Source organism: Enterobacter sp. C6, from assembly GCF_008122455.1.
Taxonomy (GTDB): domain Bacteria; phylum Pseudomonadota; class Gammaproteobacteria; order Enterobacterales; family Enterobacteriaceae; genus Enterobacter; species Enterobacter pseudoroggenkampii.
This window is the reverse complement of the sequence record NZ_QPFW01000243.1, coordinates 12637-38208: the sequence shown is the minus strand read 5'-3', so window position 1 is coordinate 38208 and position 25572 is coordinate 12637. Positions and strand designations below refer to the sequence as shown.

Annotated in this window: 24 protein-coding genes and 1 other annotated feature (1 of these 25 only partly in view); of the genes, 13 read left to right on the top strand and 11 right to left on the bottom strand. The window is 57.0% G+C overall.

The window, feature by feature from the left end; translation table 11 throughout:
- Positions 1-154 precede the first annotated feature (154 nt).
- The gene (adeP, locus tag DOU50_RS18665; RefSeq protein ID WP_148769901.1) at positions 155-1492 is read left to right on the top strand and encodes an adenine permease AdeP; all 1338 of its coding nucleotides are present in this window, start codon (positions 155-157) and stop codon (positions 1490-1492) included.
- Positions 1493-1583: 91 nt separating this feature from the next.
- Here adeP and DOU50_RS18660 read toward each other — a convergent pair whose 3' ends face one another.
- The 9 genes from DOU50_RS18660 to rpmH all read right to left on the bottom strand — a co-directional run bounded on the left by DOU50_RS18660 (position 1584) and on the right by rpmH (position 9103).
- Positions 1584-2150: an NADPH-dependent FMN reductase gene (locus DOU50_RS18660; RefSeq protein ID WP_032648582.1), complete on the bottom strand. Its 567-nt coding sequence runs from the start codon at positions 2148-2150 to the stop codon at positions 1584-1586.
- 36 nt (positions 2151-2186) lie between these two features.
- Positions 2187-2933, bottom strand: a complete 747-nt coding sequence (locus tag DOU50_RS18655; RefSeq protein ID WP_148769897.1) for a 4'-phosphopantetheinyl transferase family protein — start codon at positions 2931-2933, stop codon at positions 2187-2189.
- A gap of 122 nt (positions 2934-3055) precedes the next feature.
- Positions 3056-4027 carry an HTH-type transcriptional regulator YidZ gene (gene yidZ / locus DOU50_RS18650; protein ID WP_024907877.1) on the bottom strand — a complete coding sequence of 324 codons (972 nt, stop codon included), beginning with the start codon at positions 4025-4027 and terminating at the stop codon, positions 3056-3058.
- Positions 3996-5171, bottom strand: a complete 1176-nt coding sequence (locus DOU50_RS18645; RefSeq protein ID WP_148769896.1) for an MFS transporter — start codon at positions 5169-5171, stop codon at positions 3996-3998. Before DOU50_RS18645 ends, yidZ begins: the two co-directional genes overlap by 32 nt.
- Before the next feature lie 111 nt (positions 5172-5282).
- Entirely contained in the window at positions 5283-6647 is a 1365-nt protein-coding gene (gene mnmE / locus DOU50_RS18640) for a tRNA uridine-5-carboxymethylaminomethyl(34) synthesis GTPase MnmE (RefSeq protein ID WP_021242672.1), read from the bottom strand.
- Between the two features lie 72 nt (positions 6648-6719).
- A complete protein-coding gene (yidC, locus tag DOU50_RS18635; RefSeq protein WP_024907874.1) occupies positions 6720-8363 on the bottom strand; it encodes a membrane protein insertase YidC in 1644 nt (547 codons plus the stop codon).
- Positions 8364-8365: 2 nt separating this feature from the next.
- A complete protein-coding gene (gene yidD, locus DOU50_RS18630; RefSeq protein WP_001307474.1) occupies positions 8366-8623 on the bottom strand; it encodes a membrane protein insertion efficiency factor YidD in 258 nt (85 codons plus the stop codon).
- Positions 8587-8946, bottom strand: a complete 360-nt coding sequence (rnpA, locus tag DOU50_RS18625) for a ribonuclease P protein component (protein WP_032640303.1) — start codon at positions 8944-8946, stop codon at positions 8587-8589. Before rnpA ends, yidD begins: the two co-directional genes overlap by 37 nt.
- 16 nt (positions 8947-8962) lie before the next feature.
- Positions 8963-9103, bottom strand: a complete 141-nt coding sequence (gene rpmH / locus DOU50_RS18620) for a 50S ribosomal protein L34 (protein WP_000831330.1) — start codon at positions 9101-9103, stop codon at positions 8963-8965.
- A gap of 599 nt (positions 9104-9702) precedes the next feature.
- Between rpmH and dnaA the strand changes: the two genes are divergently transcribed.
- From dnaA to gyrB, 4 genes are read left to right on the top strand one after another with little or no spacing between them, the layout of a single operon-like run.
- Positions 9703-11097, top strand: a complete 1395-nt coding sequence (gene dnaA, locus DOU50_RS18615; protein ID WP_010426558.1) for a chromosomal replication initiator protein DnaA — start codon at positions 9703-9705, stop codon at positions 11095-11097.
- Between the two features lie 4 nt (positions 11098-11101).
- The gene (gene dnaN / locus DOU50_RS18610; RefSeq protein WP_008500170.1) at positions 11102-12202 is read left to right on the top strand and encodes a DNA polymerase III subunit beta; all 1101 of its coding nucleotides are present in this window, start codon (positions 11102-11104) and stop codon (positions 12200-12202) included.
- Positions 12202-13275, top strand: a complete 1074-nt coding sequence (gene recF / locus DOU50_RS18605; RefSeq protein ID WP_024907872.1) for a DNA replication/repair protein RecF — start codon at positions 12202-12204, stop codon at positions 13273-13275. Before dnaN ends, recF begins: the two co-directional genes overlap by 1 nt.
- 28 nt (positions 13276-13303) lie before the next feature.
- Positions 13304-15715 (top strand): DNA topoisomerase (ATP-hydrolyzing) subunit B, encoded by a 2412-nt coding sequence (gyrB, locus tag DOU50_RS18600; protein WP_024907871.1) that lies wholly within the window; start codon positions 13304-13306, stop codon positions 15713-15715.
- 34 nt (positions 15716-15749) lie between these two features.
- Here gyrB and DOU50_RS18595 read toward each other — a convergent pair whose 3' ends face one another.
- On the bottom strand, positions 15750-16685 hold the full coding sequence (locus DOU50_RS18595; RefSeq protein ID WP_148769895.1) for a LysR family transcriptional regulator: 936 nt from the start codon (positions 16683-16685) through the stop codon (positions 15750-15752).
- 110 nt (positions 16686-16795) lie between these two features.
- Here DOU50_RS18595 and DOU50_RS18590 point away from each other — a divergent pair, with 110 nt between their 5' ends.
- The 8 genes from DOU50_RS18590 to DOU50_RS18555 all read left to right on the top strand — a co-directional run bounded on the left by DOU50_RS18590 (position 16796) and on the right by DOU50_RS18555 (position 24977).
- Positions 16796-17821: a zinc-dependent alcohol dehydrogenase family protein gene (locus DOU50_RS18590; protein ID WP_148769894.1), complete on the top strand. Its 1026-nt coding sequence runs from the start codon at positions 16796-16798 to the stop codon at positions 17819-17821.
- 114 nt (positions 17822-17935) lie between these two features.
- Complete coding sequence (gene yidA / locus DOU50_RS18585) at positions 17936-18748, top strand: sugar-phosphatase (RefSeq protein ID WP_023309809.1); 813 nt, start codon at positions 17936-17938, stop codon at positions 18746-18748.
- A 226-nt stretch (positions 18749-18974) separates the two neighbouring features.
- Complete coding sequence (gene dgoR / locus DOU50_RS18580; protein ID WP_003861109.1) at positions 18975-19664, top strand: D-galactonate utilization transcriptional regulator DgoR; 690 nt, start codon at positions 18975-18977, stop codon at positions 19662-19664.
- Positions 19661-20539 carry a 2-dehydro-3-deoxygalactonokinase gene (locus DOU50_RS18575; protein ID WP_148769893.1) on the top strand — a complete coding sequence of 293 codons (879 nt, stop codon included), beginning with the start codon at positions 19661-19663 and terminating at the stop codon, positions 20537-20539. The genes dgoR and DOU50_RS18575 overlap by 4 nt, the downstream gene beginning before the upstream one ends.
- The gene (locus DOU50_RS18570) at positions 20523-21140 is read left to right on the top strand and encodes a 2-dehydro-3-deoxy-6-phosphogalactonate aldolase (RefSeq protein ID WP_032648565.1); all 618 of its coding nucleotides are present in this window, start codon (positions 20523-20525) and stop codon (positions 21138-21140) included. The genes DOU50_RS18575 and DOU50_RS18570 overlap by 17 nt, the downstream gene beginning before the upstream one ends.
- Positions 21137-22285, top strand: a complete 1149-nt coding sequence (dgoD, locus tag DOU50_RS18565) for a galactonate dehydratase (protein WP_119936457.1) — start codon at positions 21137-21139, stop codon at positions 22283-22285. Before DOU50_RS18570 ends, dgoD begins: the two co-directional genes overlap by 4 nt.
- A gap of 73 nt (positions 22286-22358) precedes the next feature.
- Positions 22359-23696 (top strand): MFS transporter, encoded by a 1338-nt coding sequence (locus DOU50_RS18560; RefSeq protein ID WP_148769892.1) that lies wholly within the window; start codon positions 22359-22361, stop codon positions 23694-23696.
- 51 nt (positions 23697-23747) lie between these two features.
- A complete protein-coding gene (locus DOU50_RS18555) occupies positions 23748-24977 on the top strand; it encodes a DUF3748 domain-containing protein (protein ID WP_194266161.1) in 1230 nt (409 codons plus the stop codon).
- Here DOU50_RS18555 and DOU50_RS18550 read toward each other — a convergent pair.
- Positions 24974-25306 carry a YceK/YidQ family lipoprotein gene (locus DOU50_RS18550; protein ID WP_024907391.1) on the bottom strand — a complete coding sequence of 111 codons (333 nt, stop codon included), beginning with the start codon at positions 25304-25306 and terminating at the stop codon, positions 24974-24976. The genes DOU50_RS18555 and DOU50_RS18550 overlap by 4 nt on opposite strands.
- A 249-nt stretch (positions 25307-25555) precedes the next feature.
- Positions 25556-25572, top strand: a sequence feature (ROSE (Repression Of Heat Shock gene Expression) occurs in the 5'-region of heat shock genes and acts as an RNA thermometer to modulate expression.); it runs 55 nt beyond the window's last position.

Below are 25572 nucleotides of genomic sequence, written 5' to 3'. Positions count from 1 at the left end.
TTAACCAGTTTAACGTTTACGTACGGCAGTTCGCCGAAACGCAATCGTTGCCGTATAAGCAAATTCAATGAAAAAAGTATCACGTAACCGCCACTATTGTCGCATTTTGGTATAGGATAGCGACGAATTTTCCCTCCTTGTTCGGAAATTGATGATGAGTCAACAACACACTACCCAGACGTCTGGTCAGGGTCTGCTTGAGCGCGTGTTCAAACTGCGCGAGCACGGCACAACGGCACGCACCGAAGTGATCGCGGGTTTCACCACCTTCCTGACGATGGTCTATATCGTTTTTGTGAACCCTCAAATTCTGGGCGTTGCTGGCATGGATACCAGCGCCGTCTTTGTAACCACCTGCCTGATCGCCGCCCTTGGCAGCATTCTGATGGGTGTGTTCGCTAACCTGCCGGTTGCGCTGGCGCCGGCGATGGGCCTGAATGCGTTCTTCGCGTTCGTGGTGGTTCAGGCGATGGGTCTGCCGTGGCAGGTTGGCATGGGCGCCATCTTCTGGGGCGCGGTTGGTCTGCTGCTGCTGACCATTTTCCGCGTGCGTTACTGGATGATTGCGAACATTCCTGTGAGCCTGCGCGTGGGCATCACCAGCGGTATTGGTCTGTTCATCGGTATGATGGGGCTGAAAAACGCCGGCGTTATCGTGGCTAACCCGGACACGCTGGTGAGCATCGGTCACCTGACCTCTCATAACGTGCTGCTGGGCGTGCTGGGCTTCTTTATCATCGCGATCCTGGCTTCCCGTAATATTCACGCGGCGGTGCTGGTGTCTATCGTGGTCACCACCCTGCTGGGCTGGATGCTGGGCGACGTTCACTATAACGGCATCGTTTCCGCGCCACCGAGCATCTCTACCGTTGTTGGTCACGTCGATCTGGCGGGCTCCCTGAACCTGGGCCTGGCGGGCGTGATTTTCTCCTTCATGCTGGTGAACCTGTTCGACTCCTCCGGCACGCTGATTGGCGTGACCGATAAAGCGGGTCTGGCGGATGAAAAAGGGAAATTTCCGCGCATGAAGCAGGCGCTGTTTGTGGACAGCGTCTCCTCTGTAACCGGTGCGTTTATCGGAACCTCTTCTGTTACCGCGTACATTGAATCTTCTTCCGGCGTATCCGTGGGCGGCCGTACCGGCCTGACGGCGGTGGTCGTGGGTATTCTGTTCCTGCTGGTGATCTTCCTCTCTCCGCTGGCGGGTATGGTTCCACCGTACGCGGCGGCGGGTGCGCTGATCTACGTGGGTGTGCTGATGACCTCCAGCCTGTCACGCGTGAAGTGGGATGATTTAACCGAAGCGGTGCCGGCGTTTATTACCGCCGTGATGATGCCGTTCAGCTTCTCGATTACCGAAGGTATCGCGCTGGGCTTTATCTCTTACTGCGTAATGAAGATCGGTACCGGCCGCTTCCGCGACCTCAGCCCGTGCGTCATCGTTGTGGCGCTGCTGTTTGTACTGAAGATTGTGTTTATTGACGCGCACTAAGGTGCGGTTTGTGGTGTCAGGTGGCGCTTCGCTTACCTGACCTACTGACGAGTGTAGGCCCGGTAAGCGCTAGCGCCACCGGGCTTTTTTATCAGGCTTTAACCCGCTTAATATAATCCCCGAACGCCGTCAGCTGGCCAGAGAGATGGTCGCGCGTGCTCTGATCCACCACCTCACCCGTTTGCGGGTCGACCTTATTCTGAATCACTCCGCCCATAAATTCCGGCTTGTTCATCACCATCGCATCGAGGAATACCAGGATCTGGCGCAGGTGATACTGGCAGCGCGCGCCGCCAATCGCGCCCATGGAGCTGGTCTGGATCAGCACCGGTTTGCCTGACAGCGGCTGCTCAGGTAAACGGGACAGCCAGTCGATGGCATTCTTCAGGCCACCCGGAACCGAGTAGTTATACTCTGGCGTGACGATGACCACGCCGTCGGCCTGGCGGATCTGCTCTGCCAGCACCTCAACGCTCTGCGGGAACCCTTCTTCCTGCTGGACATCCGCATCATACAGCGGAATATCGCCAATAGACGGCAGGGCGCTAATTTCCATACCTGCAGGCGCCAGCTGTGGCAGCGTGCGGGCTACCATCCCGTTAAATGAACCTTTGCGCAGGCTTCCCAGTAAAGTAACGACTTTCAACGTATCAGACATGATTACTCCTGTTTCATCATGATGACCCTGATTGGATCAGCTAAGGGTGAATGCTTTTTCTGCCGGTAAACTGGTTAAACGCATCAGGCGTGCGGCGGGCTCGTTGGCGCGCTCGGGCACATCAGGAAGGCTACGCCATCCCTGTTGGCTGTCAAATTCCCAGATTTTCATGCGTTCGATGGCGGGGGTAACCGCAATGGACCAAATAAGCACATCTTCTGCGTCACTGAGCGCCTCTACCAGCGTGGCCTGAGTGGCACGAAGACGTCCGGAGCTTGGCAGCAGCTGCAGCAGGCTGGCGTCGTCTGAGGCGCATCCACAGAGCTTGCGAATGCTCTGGCGTAAGGTAATGAGCTGGGCTCTGGCTTCGACAGGATCGTTCTGGTTGCGGACCCATAGCTTCTCATTGCTGGAGAGCGGATAGTCTTCATGCGCATTACCGCCATGGAAGCTGCGCGTCGCGCGCTGAAGTTCCATATCGAGCCCACAATCCCCTTCGGTGGTCAGTGCGACGCCAATGATATTGCCCGCGTAGGCAATCGAAAAACGAGGGAGATCCGGGTCGGCAAAGACCGGACGGCCTTCGGGTTGGGTAATGATATCCGGCAGCTCGCTGGTGCCGTACAGCATAAACAGCAGTTCTGCGAGAAGCGCTCTGGACGCTAAAAACCGCGTCCTGCGGTGTTCCGGGAGAGTGAGTGCTTCAGTGTGACAGGCTGAAGAAATTCTTGCCGATACGAGACGTCCTTCCGTAAGTATCCCTCTTGCAAAGTGCGTAGCCATTTTTCGCTCCTTGATAATGGTCGTAATCGGTTAAACGGTTACATGATTATCGCTTAACTTGACTCCTGTTTTAATCAGTAAATGGGAGTAAGAGAAGCCTTAGGACCGAACTTTACATTTTCTTAGGCAAAAATTGGATCGCTCGCACCGTACAGCGCCTTGATGGTCTCCCGCAGCCACAGGATTTTCGGATTATGACTGTTCCGTTTATGCCAGATCAGCGTGAAGGGAACGGTAAGCTTTTCAGCCTGCGCTTCATCAATGGGAATAGGAAGCGCGATCAGCTTCCGCTGGTGGAGTTCATTGTAGTGATGGCAGTAGTGCGGAGCCGTGGCGATATAGTTATGGTTGGGCTGCGCCGCCATAAACATCGCCTGTTCAAAGCCCGGCAGGCTCATGGCGATCGTGCGCTCGCGTCCCATCTCCTTTAGCACCTCATCAAGCGCCCAGGTGTCGCTGCGTTCCCAGAAGATGCTGATATGGGGATAGCGCAGGAAGGTCTCCAGATTCCACTCTTGTTGAAGCGCCGGATGATCCTCGCGCAGATAGACGCAGGGGCGATCGCTGAACAGAATTTCGTAGTCGATAAACCACGGCATCAGCTTAAGCAGTTCGCGGGATCGCGGATGCGTTTCACGCCCGGTGAAGCCCAAATCAACCTCGCCACGCGTAATCGCGTCCAGCGAGTCGTAATCCCACTGACGCATTTTCACCGTAGCCTGCGGATAGCGCTGGTTCACCTGCTCCAGCAGAGTATTGAAGCGGATCAGCATCAGCGGCGTTTCCGCGGCCAGCACGAACGTCAGCCCGCCCGGAGAATCATGGTGGAATTTATCGAGGATCTGGTTGCCGATTTGCATCCAGTCAGCCAGATCCTGCTCCAGGCTCACCGTCAGCGGCGTCGGCAGTAGCCCTAGCGGCGTTTTGACAAACAGCGGGTCATCGAACCAGTCGCGCAGCTTGGCCAGCGATTTACTCACCGCCGACGGCGTCACGTTCATCCGCTTCGCCGCTTTGGTAACGCTGCGCTCCTGCAGCAAAAGCTGCAGGCACAGCAACAGGTTAAGATCGAGACTGCTGATGGGCTTCTTCATAGTGCGCCGCGGGCCGGATGACCATAAGTAAGGTAATGCACACTATGCTACAGCCAATCAGAACCCCGATCAGCATATTCAGCGCGTTAAGCCCGATGACCGCCGCCAGCCAAATCCACAGCGACGAGCCGCAGACCTGCGCGATCCCCAGCACCGAGCTTGCTACGCCTGCCCGCAGCGAGAAGGGGCCAAGCGCCTGGCTCATCGCCACGCCAAAGCCAACCGAGAACCCGGCGCAAATAAGGGTAATACCCACCAGCATCACCGCATGTGAGCTGGTGGTCGCCAGGATCGCGCCTGCCGTGAGGAATAAAACCTGTGAGGTCAGCATCAGCGTGCGCTGGCTGAAAACATTTAGCGCAAATGGGGTAGAGAACGAGACCGCCATACTGACCATCGCGGTTAATGCCATCACCGTTGAATACTCACCGCGATCGAAGCCCATGGTTTCCATCAGTAAAACCGGGGAAACGTTTACATAGGTCAGGATCACCGCCACGCTTAACGTGGTCACGGCCAGACGGCTGAGGAAAAAGCGGTTGAGAAGCTTCTCTGCCGGGTGAATGGTAGCAGTATGGCCGGTATTCTGCGAGCCCGAGTGGGTCTCTTTCAGCACGGCGATGGATAAGGTAAATACCAGCGCGCCCATGGCCGCCATGGTCCAGAACAGGCTCTGCCACGGGAATTTCAGCATGATCAGATATCCCACGACCGGGGCCAGCACCGGGATGATGCAGGTAATACCGTTCAGCATCGAGAGTACCTTAGCGCGACGCTGGGCGCTTAGGGTGTCGCGCAAAATGGCAAACGCCACCACGTAGCAACCGCCAGCGCCAATACCCTGGATAAACCGTCCGGTCAGGAACACGGTGCTGTTCTGCGCCTGCGAGCAGAGAAGAGAAGCCAGGGCAAAAATGATGGCGCCGGTTATCGCGACAGGCTGACGGCCTGCCTTATCCGCTATCTTCCCGGCAAAGACCATCGACGACGCCATCCCGGCGAGGTAGGCCGAAAACGCGATGTGCAGCTGCGCCTCGCTGGCACCCAGATCGCGGGCGATGTGCGGTAACCCCACCAGATACATATCAATACCAGACGGATAAAGCAGAACTAATGCGAAACTACAAAACAGAAAACGCGCCATAAACCCCCCATAGATGCAGGCATGCAGGATAGGGGGTGAAAAGGGATTAGGCGAGTTGCCATTTGGACAATGGTGATTTCCCGGGAGGAAATCACCATTAATTAGCGGGCATTACTTACCAATACAGAAGCTCGAGAAGATCCTTCCCAGCAGATCGTCCGACGTAAACTCCCCGGTGATCTCGCTCAGATTCTGCTGCGCCAGGCGCAGCTCTTCCGCCAGCAGTTCACCCGCCCACGCGCCGATCAGCTGTGCTTTACCCTGAACAAGGTGATTTGCCGCCTCTTCCAGCGCCTGCAGGTGACGACGACGCGCCAGGAAGCCGCCTTCCATGCTGGTGTCAAAGCCCATGCTCTGCTTGAGATGGTTACGCAGGTCGTCCACGCCCTCACCGGTCCGCGCCGACAGGCGAATCAGTGAGTGACCGTTCACATCGCTGATACCCAGCGTTTCGCCGGTCACGTCCGCTTTGTTACGCACTACGGTGATTGGCAGTTTCGCCGGCAGACGGGCGATAAAGTCTGGCCAGATCTCAGCCGGGTCAACGGCGTCGGTGGTGGTGCCGTCCACCATAAACAGCACGCGGTCGGCCTGCTCGATCTCCTGCCAGGCGCGTTCGATACCGATGCGCTCCACTTCGTCGCTGGCATCGCGCAGGCCCGCTGTGTCGATAATATGTAGCGGCATCCCGTCGATGTGGATATGCTCGCGCAGCACGTCGCGGGTGGTCCCGGCAATGTCGGTCACGATCGCCGCTTCACGGCCCGCCAGGGCGTTCAGCAGGCTCGATTTCCCGGCGTTAGGGCGTCCGGCAATCACCACCTTCATCCCTTCGCGCAGCAGGCTGCCCTGGCGCGCTTCGGCACGGACGGCGTCGAGATCGGCCATCACCTGGTTGAGCTGGGCTTCGATTTTGCCGTCAGAGAGGAAGTCGATCTCCTCATCCGGGAAGTCGATAGCCGCTTCCACGTAGATCCTAAGGTGAGTAAGTGCTTCCACAAGGTGATTCACACGCGCGGAGAATGCCCCCTGCAGCGAGTTCAGGGCGGAGCGGGCCGCCTGTTCGGAACTGGCGTCGATCAGGTCTGCAATGGCCTCCGCCTGCGCCAGGTCGAGCTTGTCGTTGAGGAAGGCACGCTCGGAGAACTCGCCCGGCTTCGCAATGCGCAGGCCAGGCAGGGTCAGGATACGTTTTAACAGCAGGTCGAGGATAACCGGCCCGCCGTGGCCCTGCAGCTCCAGCACGTCTTCGCCGGTAAAGGAGTTCGGGCCGGGGAACCACAGTGCAATGCCCTGGTCCAGCGGCGTGCCGTCGGTGTCCTTAAACGGCAGGTAATCAGCGTAGCGCGGCTTTGGCAGTTTACCCAGCACCGCTTCGGCCACCTCGCGCGCCTTCAGGCCGGAGATGCGCAGAATGCCTACACCACCGCGTCCCGGTGGGGTTGCCTGGGCGACGATAGTGTCGTTATGGCTCATGGTTGGTCTCGTTCAATACAAATAAAAAAGGCGGTCAATCGACCGCCCTTATTTTAGCGTTAACTTACCGAATCAGGACTTTTTCTTTTCGCGGCTATGCAGGCCACGTTTTTCCAGACCACGGTAAATCAGCTGCTGCTGGATGATGGTCACCAGGTTGCTGACGATATAGTACAGCACCAGACCTGACGGGAACCACAGGAAGAACACGGTGAAGATGACCGGCATAAAGGTCATGATCTTCTGCTGCATCGGGTCGGTCACGGTGGTCGGCGACATCTTCTGGATGAAGAACATCGTTACGCCCATCAGGATCGGCAGGATGTAGTACGGGTCCTGTGCGGACAGGTCATGGATCCACAGGGCGAACGGCGCGTGGCGCAGCTCAACGGAACCCATCAGCATGTAGTACAGCGCAAGGAAGATTGGCATCTGAATCAGCAGCGGGAAGCAACCACCCAGTGGGTTCACTTTCTCTGCTTTATACAGGGCCATCATCTCCTGGCTCTGACGCTGTTTGTCATCGCCCAGACGCTCACGCATTGCCTGAATCTTCGGCTGCAGCATGCGCATCTTCGCCATGGAGGTGTACTGCGCTTTAGTCAGCGGGTACATGATGCCACGAACGATGAAGGTGATAACGATGATGGAGAAGCCCCAGTTACCCAGGAAGCTGTGGATGAACTTCAGCAGCTTAAACAGCGGCTGAGAGATGAACCACAACCAACCGTAATCCACGGTCAGATCCAGGTGCGGCGCAACAGCGGCCATTTTGTCCTGAATTTCCGGGCCAACCCACAGGGTGCTTGCCAGCTTACCGGTTTGACCCGGCTGTACCAGAACCGGCTGAGATTTGTAGCCGATGGCTGCAAGACCGTTACCCAGGTTCGCGGTGTAGAAGTTGTTGGTACCGTCGTTATTTGGCACCCATGCCGTTGCGAAATACTGCTGCAGCATCGCCACCCAACCGCCTTTAGCGCTGACGTTCAGGTTTTCGTTATCGGCAATGGTGTCGAATTTGTATTTCTCGTACTTCGCGTCAGGCGTGGAGTACGCCGCGCCACGGAAGGTATGCAGCGCAAAGTTGCTGCTTCCGGTGTCACGGTGTGACGGCAGATTGATGGACTGCTTCAGCTGGCCAAAGGTCGACAGCTCCAGCGGTTTCGCACTGGCGTTCTGTACGCTGTAGCCCACGTTCACCGCATATTCACCGCGCTTCAGGGTGAAGGTTTTGGTGAAGGTATTGCCTGCGGCGTCGGTGTACGTCATCGGGATCGCGAGTTCGTTCTGACCATCAGCCAGCACAAAGGTGTCGTTCTCGACGTTATACAGTGGACGCGCACCGTTAGCCGGGTTATCCGGGCCATCACGACCGGTCAGGCCGCTCTGCGCCTGGTAGATAAACTCAGGCGTGGTTTCCAGTAACTGGAACGGTTCGTTAGACTTCAGCTCTTTCGGGTAGGTTAACAGCAGCGCCTGCTCAACATCACCACCACGGGTGTTGATAGTCAGCTCAAGCACATCGGTCTTAACCGTAATCTGTTTCCCCTGGCCACTGGCCGGTACGCCCTGGTCGGCGGCGCTACCCGCTGCGGTGGTCGTTGTCTGCGTGACCTGCTGTTGTGGTTGAGGATTTTTATCCTGCTCCCACGCCTGCCAGATCATGAAAGACACGAACAACAAAGCGATGATAAGAAGATTGCGTTGCGAATCCATCGTTAGTGTTCTCTGGTATCAAAGGGTCCTGGGGGGACGGGGTCGTCTCCACCTGGGTGTAAAGGGTGGCATTTTAATACGCGTTTCACCGTCAACCAACTGCCTTTTATCACTCCAAACCTGCGCAATGCCTCAATTCCGTAGCTTGAGCATGTTGGTGTGAAACGGCAGTGCGGCCCGAGTAGCGGACTAATCAGGCGTTGATAGACCCGAATGAGGGCTATCAGGACCCGTGAGCCAGGCGACAGTGGCGGCGCCATAATTTTTCCAACGCTTCCGAGAGAGCACGGTTATCGAGGTCGGCAACCCCTTTCTTCGCCACCACCACGAAATCCATTGAAGGCAGTTCGTGCTGACGTAAACGGAAGCTTTCACGCGTCAGACGTTTAATCCGATTGCGTTCATGCGCACGCTTAACATTTTTCTTGGCGACTGTGAGACCGATACGGGGATGCCCCAGCGAATTTTGGCGGCCGAGGATGGTGATTTGCGGCGTGCCAGCCCGTAGTGGCTGCTGGAAGACGAAAGTGAAATGAGCGGGAGTTAACAAACGTAACTCCCTGGGAAATGCTAGCTTAACCACTCAGGGGTTAGCTTTATTACTTGGAAACGGTCAGACGAGCGCGGCCTTTAGCACGACGACGTGCCAGAACCTGACGACCATTTTTAGTAGCCATACGAGCACGGAAGCCGTGAGAACGGTTGCGCTTCAGTACAGACGGTTGAAAAGTGCGTTTCATGGCGATTTCTACCTAAACTTGAATAAATTCACTGACTTTTGCGTATACCCGAACGAGTTTCGAACGACTAACGCCTCAGCGTGGGTGATTAAAGAGGCCGGATTGTAATAATTGTACACTCCGGAGTCAATTCTCTTTCCTTATTTCCCGCGTATTTCCGCACGTTTTCGCGTGGAAAATGAGCAACGGACGACGCAGGAAGATGAGCATCACGCGCCGGGTCGAGGATTATACGGGCTCAACGATAAAGCGCAAGGATCGTCCCGGATCTTCGTTAGATCATTTAAGCAAAAAATTGTCTGTGCTCATTAATTTTTCCAATATGCGGACTAAATCGTGGGGCACTCCCGTCAGGATCGTTTACACTTACCCGGTTTCGGATCTTCCTGTGGATAAATCGGGAAGAATCTGTGAGAAACAGAAGATCTCTGGCTCAGTTTAGGCTATGATCCGCGGTCCCGATCGGGATCCCAGGATCCTGGTCAGGATAAATTGCAGATAGCAATTCGCACGTCCCCCTTTACACAGGGTCATGTCGATGTGCGCCAACAATCATGAATATTCAATAGTTTTCTTTTATTGTTCGAGTGGAGTCCGCCGTGTCACTTTCGCTTTGGCAGCAGTGTCTTGCCCGATTGCAGGATGAGTTACCAGCCACAGAATTCAGTATGTGGATCCGCCCGTTGCAGGCGGAACTGAGCGATAACACGCTGGCTTTGTATGCGCCAAACCGTTTTGTGCTCGATTGGGTAAGGGACAAGTACCTTAATAACATCAATGGACTGCTGAACGATTTCTGCGGGTCAGATGCCCCACAGCTGCGCTTTGAAGTGGGTACAAAGCCGGTCACCCAAACCGTTCGTGAAACCGTGAACGTCGCAGCGCCTGCTCAGGCCGCTCCTGCTCCGGCCCCTCGCGTCGCCCCCGCTCGTCAGGGCTGGGATAATGTTCCCGCACCGGCTGAGCCAACCTACCGCTCTAACGTTAACGTGAAACACACGTTCGATAACTTCGTTGAAGGTAAGTCGAACCAGCTGGCGCGCGCGGCGGCTCGCCAGGTTGCTGATAACCCCGGTGGAGCCTACAACCCGCTGTTCCTTTATGGCGGCACGGGTCTGGGTAAAACGCACCTGCTGCATGCGGTGGGCAACGGCATTATGGCGCGCAAGCCCAATGCCAAAGTGGTGTATATGCACTCCGAGCGCTTCGTTCAGGACATGGTAAAAGCCCTGCAAAACAATGCGATCGAAGAGTTTAAACGCTACTATCGTTCCGTTGACGCGCTGCTGATCGATGACATTCAGTTCTTTGCCAATAAAGAACGATCGCAGGAAGAATTTTTCCACACCTTCAATGCCCTGCTGGAAGGTAATCAGCAGATCATTTTGACCTCGGATCGTTATCCAAAAGAGATCAACGGCGTTGAAGATCGTCTGAAATCCCGCTTCGGCTGGGGCCTGACCGTGGCGATCGAGCCACCGGAGCTGGAAACCCGCGTCGCGATCCTGATGAAGAAAGCCGATGAAAACGACATTCGCCTGCCGGGTGAAGTGGCGTTCTTCATTGCCAAGCGTCTGCGCTCCAACGTGCGTGAGCTGGAGGGGGCACTGAACCGCGTTATCGCCAATGCCAACTTCACCGGTCGTGCGATCACCATCGATTTTGTGCGTGAAGCGCTGCGCGATTTGCTGGCATTGCAGGAAAAACTGGTCACTATCGACAATATTCAAAAGACGGTGGCTGAGTACTACAAGATCAAAGTGGCAGATTTACTGTCTAAACGTCGTTCCCGCTCGGTGGCGCGTCCGCGTCAGATGGCGATGGCGCTGGCAAAGGAGTTAACCAACCACAGTCTGCCGGAAATCGGGGACGCGTTTGGTGGCCGTGACCATACGACCGTGCTGCACGCTTGTCGCAAGATTGAGCAGTTACGCGAAGAAAGCCACGACATAAAAGAAGATTTTTCCAATCTAATCAGAACATTATCATCGTGACGCTATGAAATTTACCGTTGAACGTGAACATTTATTAAAACCGCTGCAACAGGTGAGTGGCCCATTAGGCGGCCGCCCAACGCTGCCTATTCTCGGAAACCTGCTGCTTCAGGTCGCGGACGGTACGCTGTCGCTGACCGGTACAGATCTGGAAATGGAAATGATCGCGCGCGTTACGCTGACGCAGCCGCACGACGCGGGCGCGACCACGGTTCCGGCACGTAAATTCTTTGACATCTGCCGCGGGCTGCCGGAAGGCGCTGAAATTGCCGTGCAGCTGGAAGGCGACCGTATGCTGGTGCGTTCTGGCCGCAGCCGTTTCTCGCTCTCCACGCTGCCTGCTGCGGACTTCCCGAACCTGGACGACTGGCAGAGCGAAGTGGAATTTACCCTGCCGCAGGCGACGATGAAGCGTCTGATTGAAGCCACGCAGTTCTCCATGGCGCATCAGGACGTTCGTTACTACTTAAACGGCATGCTGTTCGAAACCGAAGGTGAAGAGTTGCGTACCGTGGCCACCGACGGCCACCGTCTGGCGGTCTGTTCTATGCCGATTGGCGACTCACTGCCAAACCATTCGGTGATCGTGCCGCGTAAAGGGGTGATTGAGCTGATGCGTATGCTCGACGGTGGCGACACGCCGCTGCGCGTGCAGATCGGCAGCAATAACATCCGCGCCCACGTGGGCGATTTTGTCTTCACATCGAAGCTGGTTGACGGTCGTTTCCCGGATTATCGCCGCGTATTGCCGAAGAACCCGGACAAAACGCTGGAAGCAGGCTGCGACAGCCTCAAGCAGGCCTTTGCCCGTGCCGCGATCCTCTCAAACGAGAAATTCCGCGGCGTGCGCCTGTACGTGAGTGAAAACCAGATCAAAATCACCGCTAACAACCCGGAGCAGGAAGAGGCAGAAGAGATTCTGGACGTCACCTACGCCGGGGCTGAGATGGAAATCGGCTTCAACGTCAGCTACGTGCTGGATGTGCTGAACGCGCTGAAATGCGAGAACGTGCGCATCCTGCTGACCGACTCCGTTTCGAGCGTACAGATTGAAGATGCCGCATCACAGTCGGCTGCCTATGTTGTCATGCCAATGAGACTGTAATGTCGCTCACCCGTCTGTTGATCCGCGACTTTCGCAACATCGAAAGCGCGGATCTCGCTTTATCCCCTGGCTTTAACTTCCTGGTTGGCGCTAACGGCAGCGGCAAAACCAGCGTACTTGAGGCCATCTATACGCTCGGCCACGGCCGGGCGTTTCGCAGTTTGCAGATTGGTCGCGTCATTCGCCACGAGCAGGAATCCTTTGTTCTGCATGGGCGTTTGCAGGGCGAGGAGCGGGAGACCGCCATCGGCCTGACCAAAGACAAGCAGGGCGACAGCAAGGTGCGCATCGACGGTACCGACGGCCACAAGGTGGCGGAGCTGGCGCTGCTGATGCCAATGCAGCTGATAACGCCGGAGGGGTTTACTTTACTCAACGGCGGCCCCAAATACAGAAGAGCGTTCCTCGACTGGGGATGCTTTCACAACGAAGCCGGATTTTTTAACGCCTGGAGCAACCTGAAGCGTCTGCTCAAGCAGCGTAACGCCGCGCTGCGCCAGGTGACGCGCTACGCTCAGCTGCGTCCGTGGGACATGGAGTTAATTCCTCTTGCGGAACAGATCAGCCGCTGGCGTGCCGAATACAGCGCAGGTATCGCCGAAGACATGGCCGACACCTGCAAACAGTTTTTACCCGAATTCTCTCTCACCTTCTCCTTCCAGCGCGGCTGGGAGAAAGAGACGGATTATGCCGAGGTGTTAGAGAGAAACTTCGAGCGCGACCGCATGTTGACCTACACCGCGCACGGCCCGCACAAGGCGGATTTCCGCATTCGTGCCGACGGCGCGCCGGTGGAAGACACGCTGTCGCGCGGGCAGCTCAAGCTCCTGATGTGTGCGCTACGTCTGGCACAGGGGGAGTTTCTCACCCGCGAGAGCGGGCGGCGCTGCCTGTACCTGATAGATGATTTTGCCTCGGAACTTGACGACGCGCGGCGCGGGCTGCTTGCCAGCCGCTTAAAAGCCACGCAGTCGCAGGTTTTCGTCAGCGCCATTAGCGCTGAACACGTTATAGACATGTCGGACGAAAATTCGAAGATGTTTACCGTGGAAAAGGGTAAAATAACGGATTAACCCAAGTTGAAATGAGCGAGAAACGTTGATGTCGAATTCTTATGACTCCTCCAGTATCAAAGTCCTGAAAGGGCTGGATGCGGTGCGTAAGCGCCCGGGTATGTATATCGGCGACACGGATGACGGCACCGGTCTGCACCACATGGTATTCGAGGTGGTAGATAACGCTATCGACGAAGCGCTCGCGGGTCACTGTAAAGACATCGTGGTCACCATCCATGCGGATAACTCCGTCTCCGTCACCGATGACGGTCGTGGCATCCCAACCGGTATTCACCCGGAAGAGGGCGTCTCTGCGGCGGAAGTGATCATGACCGTCCTGCACGCAGGCGGTAAGTTCGACGATAACTCCTATAAAGTTTCCGGCGGCCTGCACGGCGTAGGTGTTTCGGTAGTAAACGCCCTGTCGCAGAAGCTGGAGCTGGTTATCCAGCGCGAAGGCAAAATCCACCGTCAGCTCTATACGCACGGCGTGCCGCAGGCACCGCTGGCCGTCACGGGCGACACCGACAAAACCGGTACCATGGTGCGTTTCTGGCCGAGCCTCGAAACCTTCACCAACGTCACCGAGTTCGAGTACGACATCCTGGCGAAACGCCTGCGTGAACTGTCGTTCCTGAACTCTGGCGTCTCGATTCGCCTGCGCGACAAGCGTGACAACAAAGAAGACCACTTCCACTACGAAGGCGGTATCAAGGCGTTTGTTGAGTATCTGAACAAGAACAAAACGCCAATTCACCCGAATATCTTCTACTTCTCCACCGAAAAAGACGGTATCGGCGTGGAAGTGGCGCTGCAGTGGAACGACGGTTTCCAGGAAAACATCTACTGCTTTACCAACAACATTCCACAGCGTGACGGTGGTACTCACCTTGCGGGCTTCCGTGCGGCGATGACCCGTACCCTGAACGCCTACATGGACAAAGAAGGCTACAGCAAGAAAGCGAAAGTCAGCGCCACCGGTGACGATGCCCGTGAAGGCCTGATTGCCGTTGTCTCCGTGAAGGTACCGGATCCGAAGTTCTCCTCACAGACCAAAGACAAGCTGGTCTCTTCTGAGGTGAAATCGGCGGTTGAGCAGCAGATGAACGAACTGCTGAGCGAATACCTGCTGGAAAACCCGTCCGACGCGAAAATCGTGGTGGGCAAAATTATCGATGCGGCGCGTGCCCGTGAAGCGGCGCGTAAAGCCCGTGAAATGACCCGTCGTAAAGGCGCGCTGGACTTAGCCGGCCTGCCGGGCAAGCTGGCTGACTGCCAGGAACGCGACCCGGCGCTGTCCGAACTGTACCTCGTGGAAGGGGACTCCGCGGGCGGCTCTGCGAAGCAGGGCCGTAACCGTAAGAACCAGGCTATCCTGCCGCTGAAGGGTAAAATCCTCAACGTTGAGAAAGCCCGTTTCGACAAGATGCTCTCTTCTCAGGAAGTGGCGACGCTCATCACTGCGCTGGGCTGCGGCATTGGCCGTGACGAGTACAACCCGGACAAACTGCGCTACCACAGCATCATCATCATGACCGATGCGGACGTCGACGGCTCGCACATTCGTACGCTGCTGTTGACCTTCTTCTATCGTCAGATGCCTGAAATCGTTGAACGTGGCCACGTCTACATTGCCCAGCCGCCGCTGTACAAAGTGAAGAAAGGCAAGCAGGAACAGTACATCAAAGATGACGAAGCGATGGATCAGTACCAAATCGCGATCGCGCTTGATGGCGCGACCCTGCACGCGAACTCGCACGCCCCTGCACTGGCCGGTGAGCCGCTGGAGCGTCTGGTGTCCGAGTTCAACGCCACGCAGAAAATGATCACGCGTATGGAACGCCGTTATCCGAAAACGCTGCTGAAGGAGCTGGTTTATCAGCCAACCCTGACCGAAGCCGATCTGAGCGACGAGCAGACCGTGACCCGCTGGGTGAACGCTCTGGTGACCGATCTGAACGAGAAAGAGCAGCACGGCAGCCAGTGGAAATGCGATGTTCAGCAGAACGCCGATAAGCAGTTCGAGCCTATTATTCGCGTGCGCACCCACGGCGTTGATACCGACTACCCGCTGGAGCACGAGTTTGTCACCGGTCCGGAATACCGTCGTATCTGCACGCTCGGCGAGACGCTGCGCGACCTGATCGAAGACGATGCGTTCATCGAACGTGGCGAACGTCGTCAGCCGGTAGCCAGCTTCGAGCAGGCGCTGGACTGGCTGGTGAAAGAGTCCCGTCGTGGCCTCGCGATCCAGCGCTATAAAGGTCTGGGCGAAATGAACCCGGAGCAGCTGTGGGAAACCACCATGGATCCGGAAAGCCGCCGCATGCTGCGCGTTACCGTTAAAGACGCGATTGCTGCAGACCAGCTGTTCACGACCCTGATGGGTGATGCGGTTGAACCACGTCGTGCCTTCATCGAAGAGAACGCCCTGAAAGCGGCAAATATCGATATTTAATCGGTTTGAAACCGCACGATAACTGGCCGCGCTTTTAGCGCGGCTTTTTTATGGGCGCAGGCATATCCAGCGACATCACGGAAGGTAAACGGCTCGCCAGCGTATCTATCGCAATTCTTACCCTCAGCGGCAGATGCGGCGTCTGCTGCCACACCGCATGAACGTCGAAATGCACGTCCGGTGCCTGCTTCAGGAGCGGGACGAGTTTACCCTGGTGAATATCTTTAACGACCATCCAGCAGGGCAGCCATGCAATGCCGTGTCCGGCCAGCGCAGCGTCGCAGATCGCCTGCAAATCATCCATATTAAGTGATGACCGGGGAGTAAAGGTGTGCGACGTTCCTTCGTTATCCATCAGCTGCCAGGACAGCACTCTGCCTGCGCGCAGATAGTTAATCGCCGTATGCTGGGGTAAATCAGCCACGCTTTGCGGTTGGCCTTTCTTCTGCAGATAATCCGGTGCGGCGCATAGCACCATGCGGTGTTCTCCCAGCCTTCTGGCGACCAGCACGCTGCTGTCCTGAAGCGTGCCGTTACGCACCGCCATATCAAACCCTTCCTCGACGAGATCCACCACCCGGTCACTGAATGACATTTCCAGTTCAAGCCCGGGGTGTTCCTGCGCCAGCGCTATCAGCAGCGGGGCGACGCACTGGCGACCAAACAGCACTGGCATGGCAACGCGCAGGCGGCCACTGACCTGCTGTTTCCCTGTTTCCAGCAGCGATTCCGCGCCCCGAATCTCCTCCAGCGCGCGCAGGCAGCGTTCATAAAAAAGGGCGCCGTTATCGGTCAGCCTCTGGCTACGGGTGGTGCGATGAAAAAGACGTACCCCCAGCCGCTCTTCAAGGCGAGCGATGCTTTTCCCTACCGCCGAGCGTGACAAATGCAGGCGAATTGCGGCCTGAGCGAAACTTCCCGCCTCAACGGCGGCCACAAAAACAGGAATATCCTTCAGCGTATCGGTCATGGATTGTATCGATTATGGCGTCAATAAAGAGAAAACTTATCGCCACTGGTGACCTTTAGTCAACGGTAGACTGTCAGGACTAAAGCTCATCTGATGGCAGGAGAAATAAAATGACAGAGACAATGCAACGCTGGTCCATGGACGCCCTCGGGCGCGAGAACCTCAAGCTGACTCAGGCACCCGTTCCACAGCCCGGCCCGGGTGAAGTGCGCGTACGGGTGAAGGCCGTTGCGCTCAACTATCGCGATAAAATGGTTGTTGAAGGCACAATGCCAATCCCACTTTCCTTCCCGTTTACCCCGGCGTCTGACATGGCGGGCGTCGTAGACAGCGTGGGTGAAGGCGTCACGCGCTTCCAGCCCGGCGCTCGCGTTATCTCAACCTTCTTCCCGGAGTGGATCGACGGTAAACCGCAGGCGGACGCGCGCAATTTGCCCTATAAAACGTCCGGTGGATACTTCCAGGGGATGCTGGCCGAGTATGTGATTGTGAAGGAAGACGCGCTGGTGGCCTCCCCGGAGACCCTGGATGACGCCGAGGCCAGTACCTTACCCTGCGCAGGGCTTACCGCCTGGTTTGCGCTGGTGGAACGCGGACAGCTGCGCGCCGGGCAATCGGTGCTGGTGCAGGGCACGGGCGGGGTGGCGATTTTCGCCCTGCAAATTGCAAAAGCGCACGGCGCAGAGGTATTTGTCACCTCGGGGAGCGATGAAAAGCTGGAGCTGGCCAAAAAACTGGGGGCCAGCCAGGGCATCAACCGCCTGAAAGGCGACTGGGCTGAAAATACGCTGGCACTGACGCAGGATCGCGGCATCGACCATATTATTGAAACCGTGGGGGGCGAGAACCTGAAGCATTCCCTGCGCGCCGTTGCCGTTCACGGACGTATCTCCGTTATTGGCGTGCTGGCCGGGACGGAGATAACCCTCTCTGCTGGCGAGCTGTTGCTGAAATCCCCCGTCATTCAGGGGATCGGCGTGGGACACCGCAGGGCGCTGGAAGATTTCGTCCGCGCTGTTGATGTCACCGGCCTGAAACCCGTGATTGAGCATCGCTACCGTTTTAACGAGCTTGAACAGGCACTTGAGCATCTGGATCGCGGCGCGTTCGGTAAAATCGTTCTCACTCGCGAGTAGGTCTTTATTCCCCGGGAGAAGCGTAAAAGGGGGCTTTTGTTGCGCAATGTAGCTCTATTTTTGTGTGCTTAATCGCGTTAGCATGAGGCAGCACTCATTTATCCCGGGGAACTCATGGCTATCAAACTTATTGCAATCGATATGGACGGCACGCTGTTGCTGCCAGACCACACTATCTCTCCAGCCGTTAAGAACGCGATCGCCGCGGCACGCGCCAAGGGTGTGAATGTGGTCCTCACCACGGGGCGTCCGTATGCGGGCGTGCACAGCTACCTGAAAGAGCTGCACATGAATCAGCCTGGCGACTACTGCATCACCTATAACGGCGCGCTGGTGCAGAAAGCCGCGGATGGCAGTACGGTTGCGCAAACCGCGTTGAGCTACGATGACTATCTGTTCCTGGAAAAACTGTCCCGTGAAGTGGGCTCCCACTTCCACGCCCTCGATCGCAATACGCTTTACACCGCCAACCGTGATATCAGCTACTACACGGTGCATGAATCCTACGTTGCGACCATTCCGCTGGTGTTCTGTGAAGCGGAGAAAATGGACCCTGCCACCCAGTTCCTGAAAGTGATGATGATCGACGAGCCGGAGATCCTGGATAAAGCGATTGCGCGTATTCCGGCAGAGGTAAAAGAGAAGTACACCGTGCTGAAAAGTGCGCCGTACTTCCTCGAAATCCTTGATAAACGCGTCAATAAAGGCACCGGCGTGAAATCGCTGGCTGATGCGCTGGGGATTAAACAGGAAGAGATCATGGCGCTGGGCGACCAGGAAAACGACATCGCGATGATTGAATTCGCGGGCATGGGCGTGGCGATGGATAACGCCATTCCGTCGGTGAAAGAAGTGGCCAACTTCGTGACCAAATCCAACCTGGAAGACGGCGTTGCCTACGCGATCGAGAAGTTTGTGCTGCAGTAACGCTTATTTCTAATCATCGGCCTCGGTTATCAACCGGGGCTTTTTTTTGCGCTGAATTTATCGAGTTGTTCTTTTTGTGATCTTGATTGTAGTACAACATTGATTGATTGTACTACATTGTCACCACAGCAAAGTCGAATTCTCTCACGTTTGTACTGCAAAAGTGAGGTGAAATTCAGCGGTCGCGGTAAAGTAGTGATGGACATACAGAGCACAAGGACTCTCCATGACTCTCAATAAAACCGATCGCATCGTCATTACGCTGGGCACCCAGATTGTGGGTGGCAAATACGTTCCCGGTTCGCCGCTGCCTGCAGAGGCCGAACTGTGTGAGGAGTTTGAAACCTCGCGCAACATCATCCGGGAAGTCTTCCGCTCGCTGATGGCGAAGCGGCTGATTGAAATGAAGCGCTATCGCGGCGCGTTTGTTGCCCCGCGCAACCAGTGGAACTACCTCGATACCGACGTACTGCAGTGGGTGCTGGAAAACGATTACGACCCACGGCTTATCGGCGCGATGAGCGAAGTCCGAAACCTGGTTGAACCGGCCATCGCCCGCTGGGCGGCGGAGCGCGCAACCTCTGGCGATTTGGCGCAGATTGAGTCGGCTTTAAACGACATGATCGCCAATAACCAGAACCGGGAGGCGTTTAACGAGGCGGATATCCGCTACCACGAAGCGGTGCTGCAGTCGGTGCATAACCCGGTATTACAGCAGCTTAGCGTGGCGATCAGCTCGCTACAGCGAGCAGTATTTGAACGTACCTGGATGGGCGATGAGGCCAACATGCCGAAAACGCTCCAGGAACATAAAGCGCTGTTCGATGCGATACGGCATCAGGACGGCGATGCGGCAGAGCAGGCGGCACTTACCATGATCGCCAGCTCGACACGAAGGCTAAAGGAAATCACATGACATCTCGCTACATCGCAATTGACTGGGGATCGACCAATCTGCGCGCCTGGCTGTACCAGGGCGAACAGTGCCTGGAGAGCAGGCAATCAGAAGCAGGCGTGACGCGCCTGAACGGTAAATCCCCCGAGGCGGTGTTAGCAGAGGTCACACAAAACTGGCGCGACAGCGCCACGCCGGTGGTCATGGCGGGAATGGTCGGCAGCAACGTTGGCTGGAAGATAGCGCCTTATCTACCGGTTCCTGCCCATTTCTCCGCGATTGGTGAGCAGTTAACGTCCGTTGGCGACAATATCTGGATAATTCCCGGTTTGTGCATCTCTCGCGGGGATAACCACAACGTGATGCGCGGCGAAGAGACGCAGCTGCTTGGCGCGCGCACGCTTTCTCCTTCTTCTGTCTACGTCATGCCCGGAACGCACTGCAAGTGGGTCCAGGCCGACGCTGAGCAAATCCACGATTTTCGCACCGTGATGACCGGCGAGCTACACCATTTACTGCTCAATCATTCACTGGTGGGAGCCGGTTTGCCGGAGCAGGAAGCCTCGTCAGAGGCGTTTGCTGCCGGGCTTGAACGTGGGATCGCTTCTCCTGATGTTTTGCCGCAGCTTTTTGAGGTTCGCGCCTCGCACGTGCTGGGAAATCTCCCGCGCGAGCAGGTCAGCGAATTTCTCTCCGGCCTGCTAATTGGCGCAGAGGTCGCCAGCATGCGTGATTTCGTCGCGCACGAGCAGGCCATCACCCTTGTCGCTGGCACATCGCTAACGTCGCGCTATGAGCAGGCGTTTCGCGCCGTTGGACGTAACGTTTCAACGGTATCCGGCGACACGGCATTTCAGGCAGGAATAAGGAGCATCGCTCATGCAGTGGCAAACTGATCTTCCCCTTATCGCGATTTTGCGCGGCATCACGCCCGACGAGGCGTTAGCCCACGTCGGCGCGGTTATCGACGCCGGGTTCGACGCGGTGGAAATCCCGCTTAACTCTCCGGAGTGGGAAAAAAGCATTCCGGCCGTGGTGGAGGCCTTCGGCGATAGGGCGCTGATTGGCGCAGGCACCGTGTTACGGCCTGAGCAGGTAGATCGGCTGGCAAAGATGGGCTGTAAGCTTATCGTCACGCCCAACATTCAGCCTGAGGTGATCCGCCGCGCGGTGGGTTACGGCATGACCGTCTGCCCTGGATGCGCCACCGCCACGGAAGCCTTTACTGCTCTGGATGCGGGCGCACAGTCGCTCAAAATTTTCCCGTCATCGGCTTTTGGACCGGACTACATCAAAGCGCTGAAAGCGGTATTACCCGCCAGCGTGCCGGTCTTTGCCGTGGGCGGCGTAACGCCAGAAAACCTGGGCCAGTGGATGAGCGCGGGCTGTGTGGGCGCGGGGCTGGGCAGCGATCTGTATCGCGCCGGTCAGTCCGTGGAACGTACCGCACAGCAGGCGGCAGCATTTGTGAAAGCGTATCGAGAGGCAGTGAAATGAAAATAACCAAACTCACCACGTACCGTTTACCCCCGCGCTGGATGTTCCTGAAAATCGAAACCGATGAAGGGGTCGTGGGCTGGGGCGAACCGGTAATTGAAGGACGTGCGCGCACCGTAGAAGCGGCGGTGCACGAGCTGGGGGAATACCTGATTGGCCAGGATCCGGCTCGCATCAACGACCTGTGGCAGGTGATGTACCGCGCGGGCTTCTACCGCGGGGGGCCGATCCTGATGAGCGCCATCGCCGGTATCGACCAGGCGCTGTGGGATATCAAAGGCAAAGTGCTGAACGCGCCGGTCTGGCAGCTCATGGGCGGCCTGGTGCGCGACAAAATTAAAGCCTACAGCTGGGTCGGCGGCGACCGTCCTGCAGAAGTGATCGACGGCATTACGCAGCTGCGCAACATCGGCTTTGATACCTTCAAGCTCAACGGCTGCGAAGAGATGGGCATTATCGACAACTCGCGCGCGGTGGATCGCGCGGTGAATACCGTGGCGCAAATCCGTGAAGCCTTCGGCAATGAGATCGAGTTTGGTCTGGACTTCCACGGCCGCGTCAGCGCGCCGATGGCCAAAGTGCTGATCAAAGAGCTGGAGCCGTATCGTCCGCTGTTTATCGAAGAGCCGGTGCTGGCCGAGCAGGCTGAGTACTATCCGAAACTGGCTGAACAGACCCACATTCCTATCGCGGCGGGTGAACGCATGTTCTCGCGCTTCGAGTTTAAACGCGTGCTCGAAGCGGGCGGCATTGCGATCCTGCAGCCTGACCTCTCTCACGCGGGCGGCATCACCGAATGCTACAAAATCGCCGGGATGGCCGAAGCTTACGATGTGGCGCTGGCCCCGCATTGCCCGCTTGGCCCGATCGCGCTGGCGGCCTGTCTTCACGTCGACTTTGTCTCCCGCAACGCGGTGTTCCAGGAGCAGAGCATGGGGATTCACTATAACAAGGGCGCGGAACTGCTCGATTTTGTGAAAAATAAAGAAGACTTCAGCATGGAAGGCGGTTTCTTTAAACCGTTAACGAAGCCGGGCCTTGGCGTTGAGATTGATGAAGCCAAAGTCATTGAGCTGAGTAAACATGCGCCGGACTGGCGTAATCCACTGTGGCGTCATGAAGACGGTTCCGTAGCCGAGTGGTAACTCTCCGGCTGGCGCTTCGCCACCGGGCAAAAATCGTTAATACAAAAATATAACCCTCTGTAAATTACAGGGCATGGTGAGCGGCTTCGCTATGCCCAAAATCTGGAGACAGATTGCGATGGATATTCCAGTTACCGCTACAAAAACCGGGCGTCGCCGCTACCTGACGCTGATTATGATCTTTATTACCGTGGTCATTTGCTATGTCGACCGCGCCAACCTTGCCGTGGCATCGGCCCATATTCAGGAAGAGTTTGGCATCACCAAAGCGGAAATGGGTTACGTCTTCTCGGCGTTTGCCTGGCTGTATACGCTCTGCCAGATCCCCGGCGGCTGGTTCCTTGACCGCGTGGGTTCACGTCTGACCTACTTTATCGCCATTTTCGGCTGGTCCGTGGCGACCCTTTTCCAGGGCTTCGCGACCGGGCTGATGTCGCTGATTGGCCTGCGTGCCATTACCGGGGTTTTCGAAGCGCCCGCGTTTCCGACCAATAACCGCATGGTGACCAGCTGGTTCCCGGAACACGAGCGCGCTTCCGCCGTTGGCTTTTACACCTCCGGGCAGTTTGTTGGTCTGGCGTTCCTGACGCCGCTGCTGATTTGGATTCAGGAGCTGCTGAGCTGGCACTGGGTGTTCATCGTCACAGGGGGGATTGGCATTATCTGGTCGCTGATCTGGTTCAAGGTCTACCAGCCGCCGCGGCTGACCAAAAGCATCACCAAAGCCGAGCTGGACTACATCCGCGACGGCGGTGGCCTGGTGGACGGTGATGCGCCGGTGAAAAAAGAGGCGCGCCAGCCGCTGACCAAAGCGGACTGGAAGCTGGTCTTCCACCGTAAGCTGGTGGGCGTTTATCTGGGCCAGTTCGCGGTGACCTCCACGCTGTGGTTCTTCCTGACCTGGTTCCCGAACTATCTGACCCAGGAAAAGGGCATCACGGCGCTGAAGGCGGGCTTTATGACTACCGTGCCGTTCCTCGCGGCTTTTTTCGGCGTACTGCTCTCCGGGTGGCTGGCCGATAAGCTTGTGAAAAAAGGCTACTCGCTGGGCGTGGCGCGTAAAACGCCGATTATCTGCGGGCTGCTGATCTCCACCTGCATCATGGGGGCCAACTACACCAACGATCCGGTGTGGATTATGGCCCTGATGGCGGTGGCGTTCTTCGGTAACGGTTTCGCCTCTATCACCTGGTCGCTGGTGTCGTCTCTTGCGCCGATGCGGCTGATTGGCCTGACCGGCGGCGTGTTCAACTTTGTCGGCGGGCTGGGCGGGATCACCGTACCGCTGGTCATCGGCTATCTGGCGCAGGACTACGGCTTCGGCCCGGCGCTGGTGTACATCTCCGCCGTGGCGCTGATCGGTGCGCTCTCCTACATCATGCTGGTGGGTGATGTGAAACGAGTAGGCTAATCCCTGCGGATGTTTTACCCTGATGCACTCACCGTGCATCAGGGTATCCTCATGAAACAAATCACCTTCGCTTCCCGCAACCACCAGCTGACCAACATCAATACCTGGACGCCGGACAGCCAGTGGCTGGTCTATGACGTGCGCCCTTCCGGTGCATCGTTCACCGGTGAAACCATTGAGCGGGTCAATGTCGCTACGGGTGAGGTGGAGGTGATCTATCGTGCAACTGACGGCGCGCACGTCGGCGTGGTGACCGTTCATCCCGCGCATGAGAAATACGTCTTTATCCACGGCCCGAGAAACCCGGATGCAGACTGGCACTACGATTTTCATCATCGCCAGGGGGTGATCGCGCAAAACGGTCAGGTGAGCAATCTTGACGCGATGGATATCACTTCGCCGTACACCCCTGGGGCGCTGCGCGGCGGCAGCCACGTCCATGTCTTCAGCCCGAACGGCCAGCTCGTCAGCTTTACCTATAACGACCATGTCCTGCACGTGCGCGATCCTAAACGTGATTTACGCAACGTCGGCGTGGCTGCGCCTTACGGCCCTGTGAACCCGCAGGGGAACCATCCCCGTGAGTATCCGGGAACCTTCTGGAGCGTGCTGGTCAGCCGCACGACGCCCAACCCGCAGCCGGGCAGCGACGAGATTAACCGCGCCTATGAAGAGGGCTGGGTAGGCAACACCAGGCTGGCGTTTATCGGCGATACCCTCTCTGCGCAGGGCGAAAAAGTCCCGGAACTGTTTATCGTCGACCTGCCGGAAGACGAGCAGGGCTGGAAGCGTGCGGGCGATGCGCCGCTGCAGGGCACGGCAGAGACCCTGCCGGCCCCGCCTGCCGGGGTAATGCAGCGTCGTCTGACCTTTACGCATCAGAGGGCCTATCCGGGCCTGGTGAACGTGCCGCGCCACTGGGTTCGCAGCAACCCGCAGGGGACGCAGATCGCGTTTCTGATGCGCGACGATAACGGCATTGTGCAGCTGTGGCTGATCTCGCCTGAGGGCGGTGAGCCGCGCCAGCTGACGCGTAACGGGAGCGGTATTCAGTCTGCGTTTAACTGGCATCCGGCGGGTGACCGACTGGGGTTTGTGCTCGAAAACCGGATCGCCTGCTGCGACGCGCAGACCGGAGAGGTGACGTTTTTGACGTCCGATCACGGCAATCCGCCGTCTGCTGATGCCGTCGTGTTTTCCCCGGACGGGCGCTTTATTGCGTGGATGGAAGAGACAGGGGGTTTCCGTCAACTTTGGTTAACGGAAACCGCGCAGAACTAGCGTGGAGGCATCTCTGCGGGCGGGATAACGGCGTTTGTTGCCAGATTCTCCTGCTCGCTTTTTTCTACCCGTGAGCGCACGGAGTTGTCCTTACGAAACATATCCCACGGCAGCAAAAGCGTATCCGCCACGGCCGTAAACGGCATATCCAGGATAACCAGGGATTTGGTGCCCCAGTTTGTATCGTCATCGGAGATCATCGCCGCGCTGGCGCGCGTCCCCGGATATGTTCCTTCTTTACCGCCGGTGTGAGACATCACGCTCGAACACCCGCAAAGTAAAACAACCCCGCTGAACGTCGTCAGCTTTATCAGAACATTTTTCATCATCACTCAGTCATCGTTAATGGCACTGCATAGACCTGCAACTCAGGGTTATAACGAGCCTTAACCAAAATGGATAGCCCGATAACCCCGCACTGTGGCAGCCATCGCAATTTAACCCTTTGTGCTGTTGTCCCAGTCTAAGCGAGATGCAGGAAAGTGCAAAAAAAAGTGCAGTCGTCGCGCTTGAAAAGCCCGGTTGCAGACCCATTTTAAGAATACGACCCGATAACGAACTCGCCTGATGGGTGTTCGGGGGGCGCAAAGGCCTG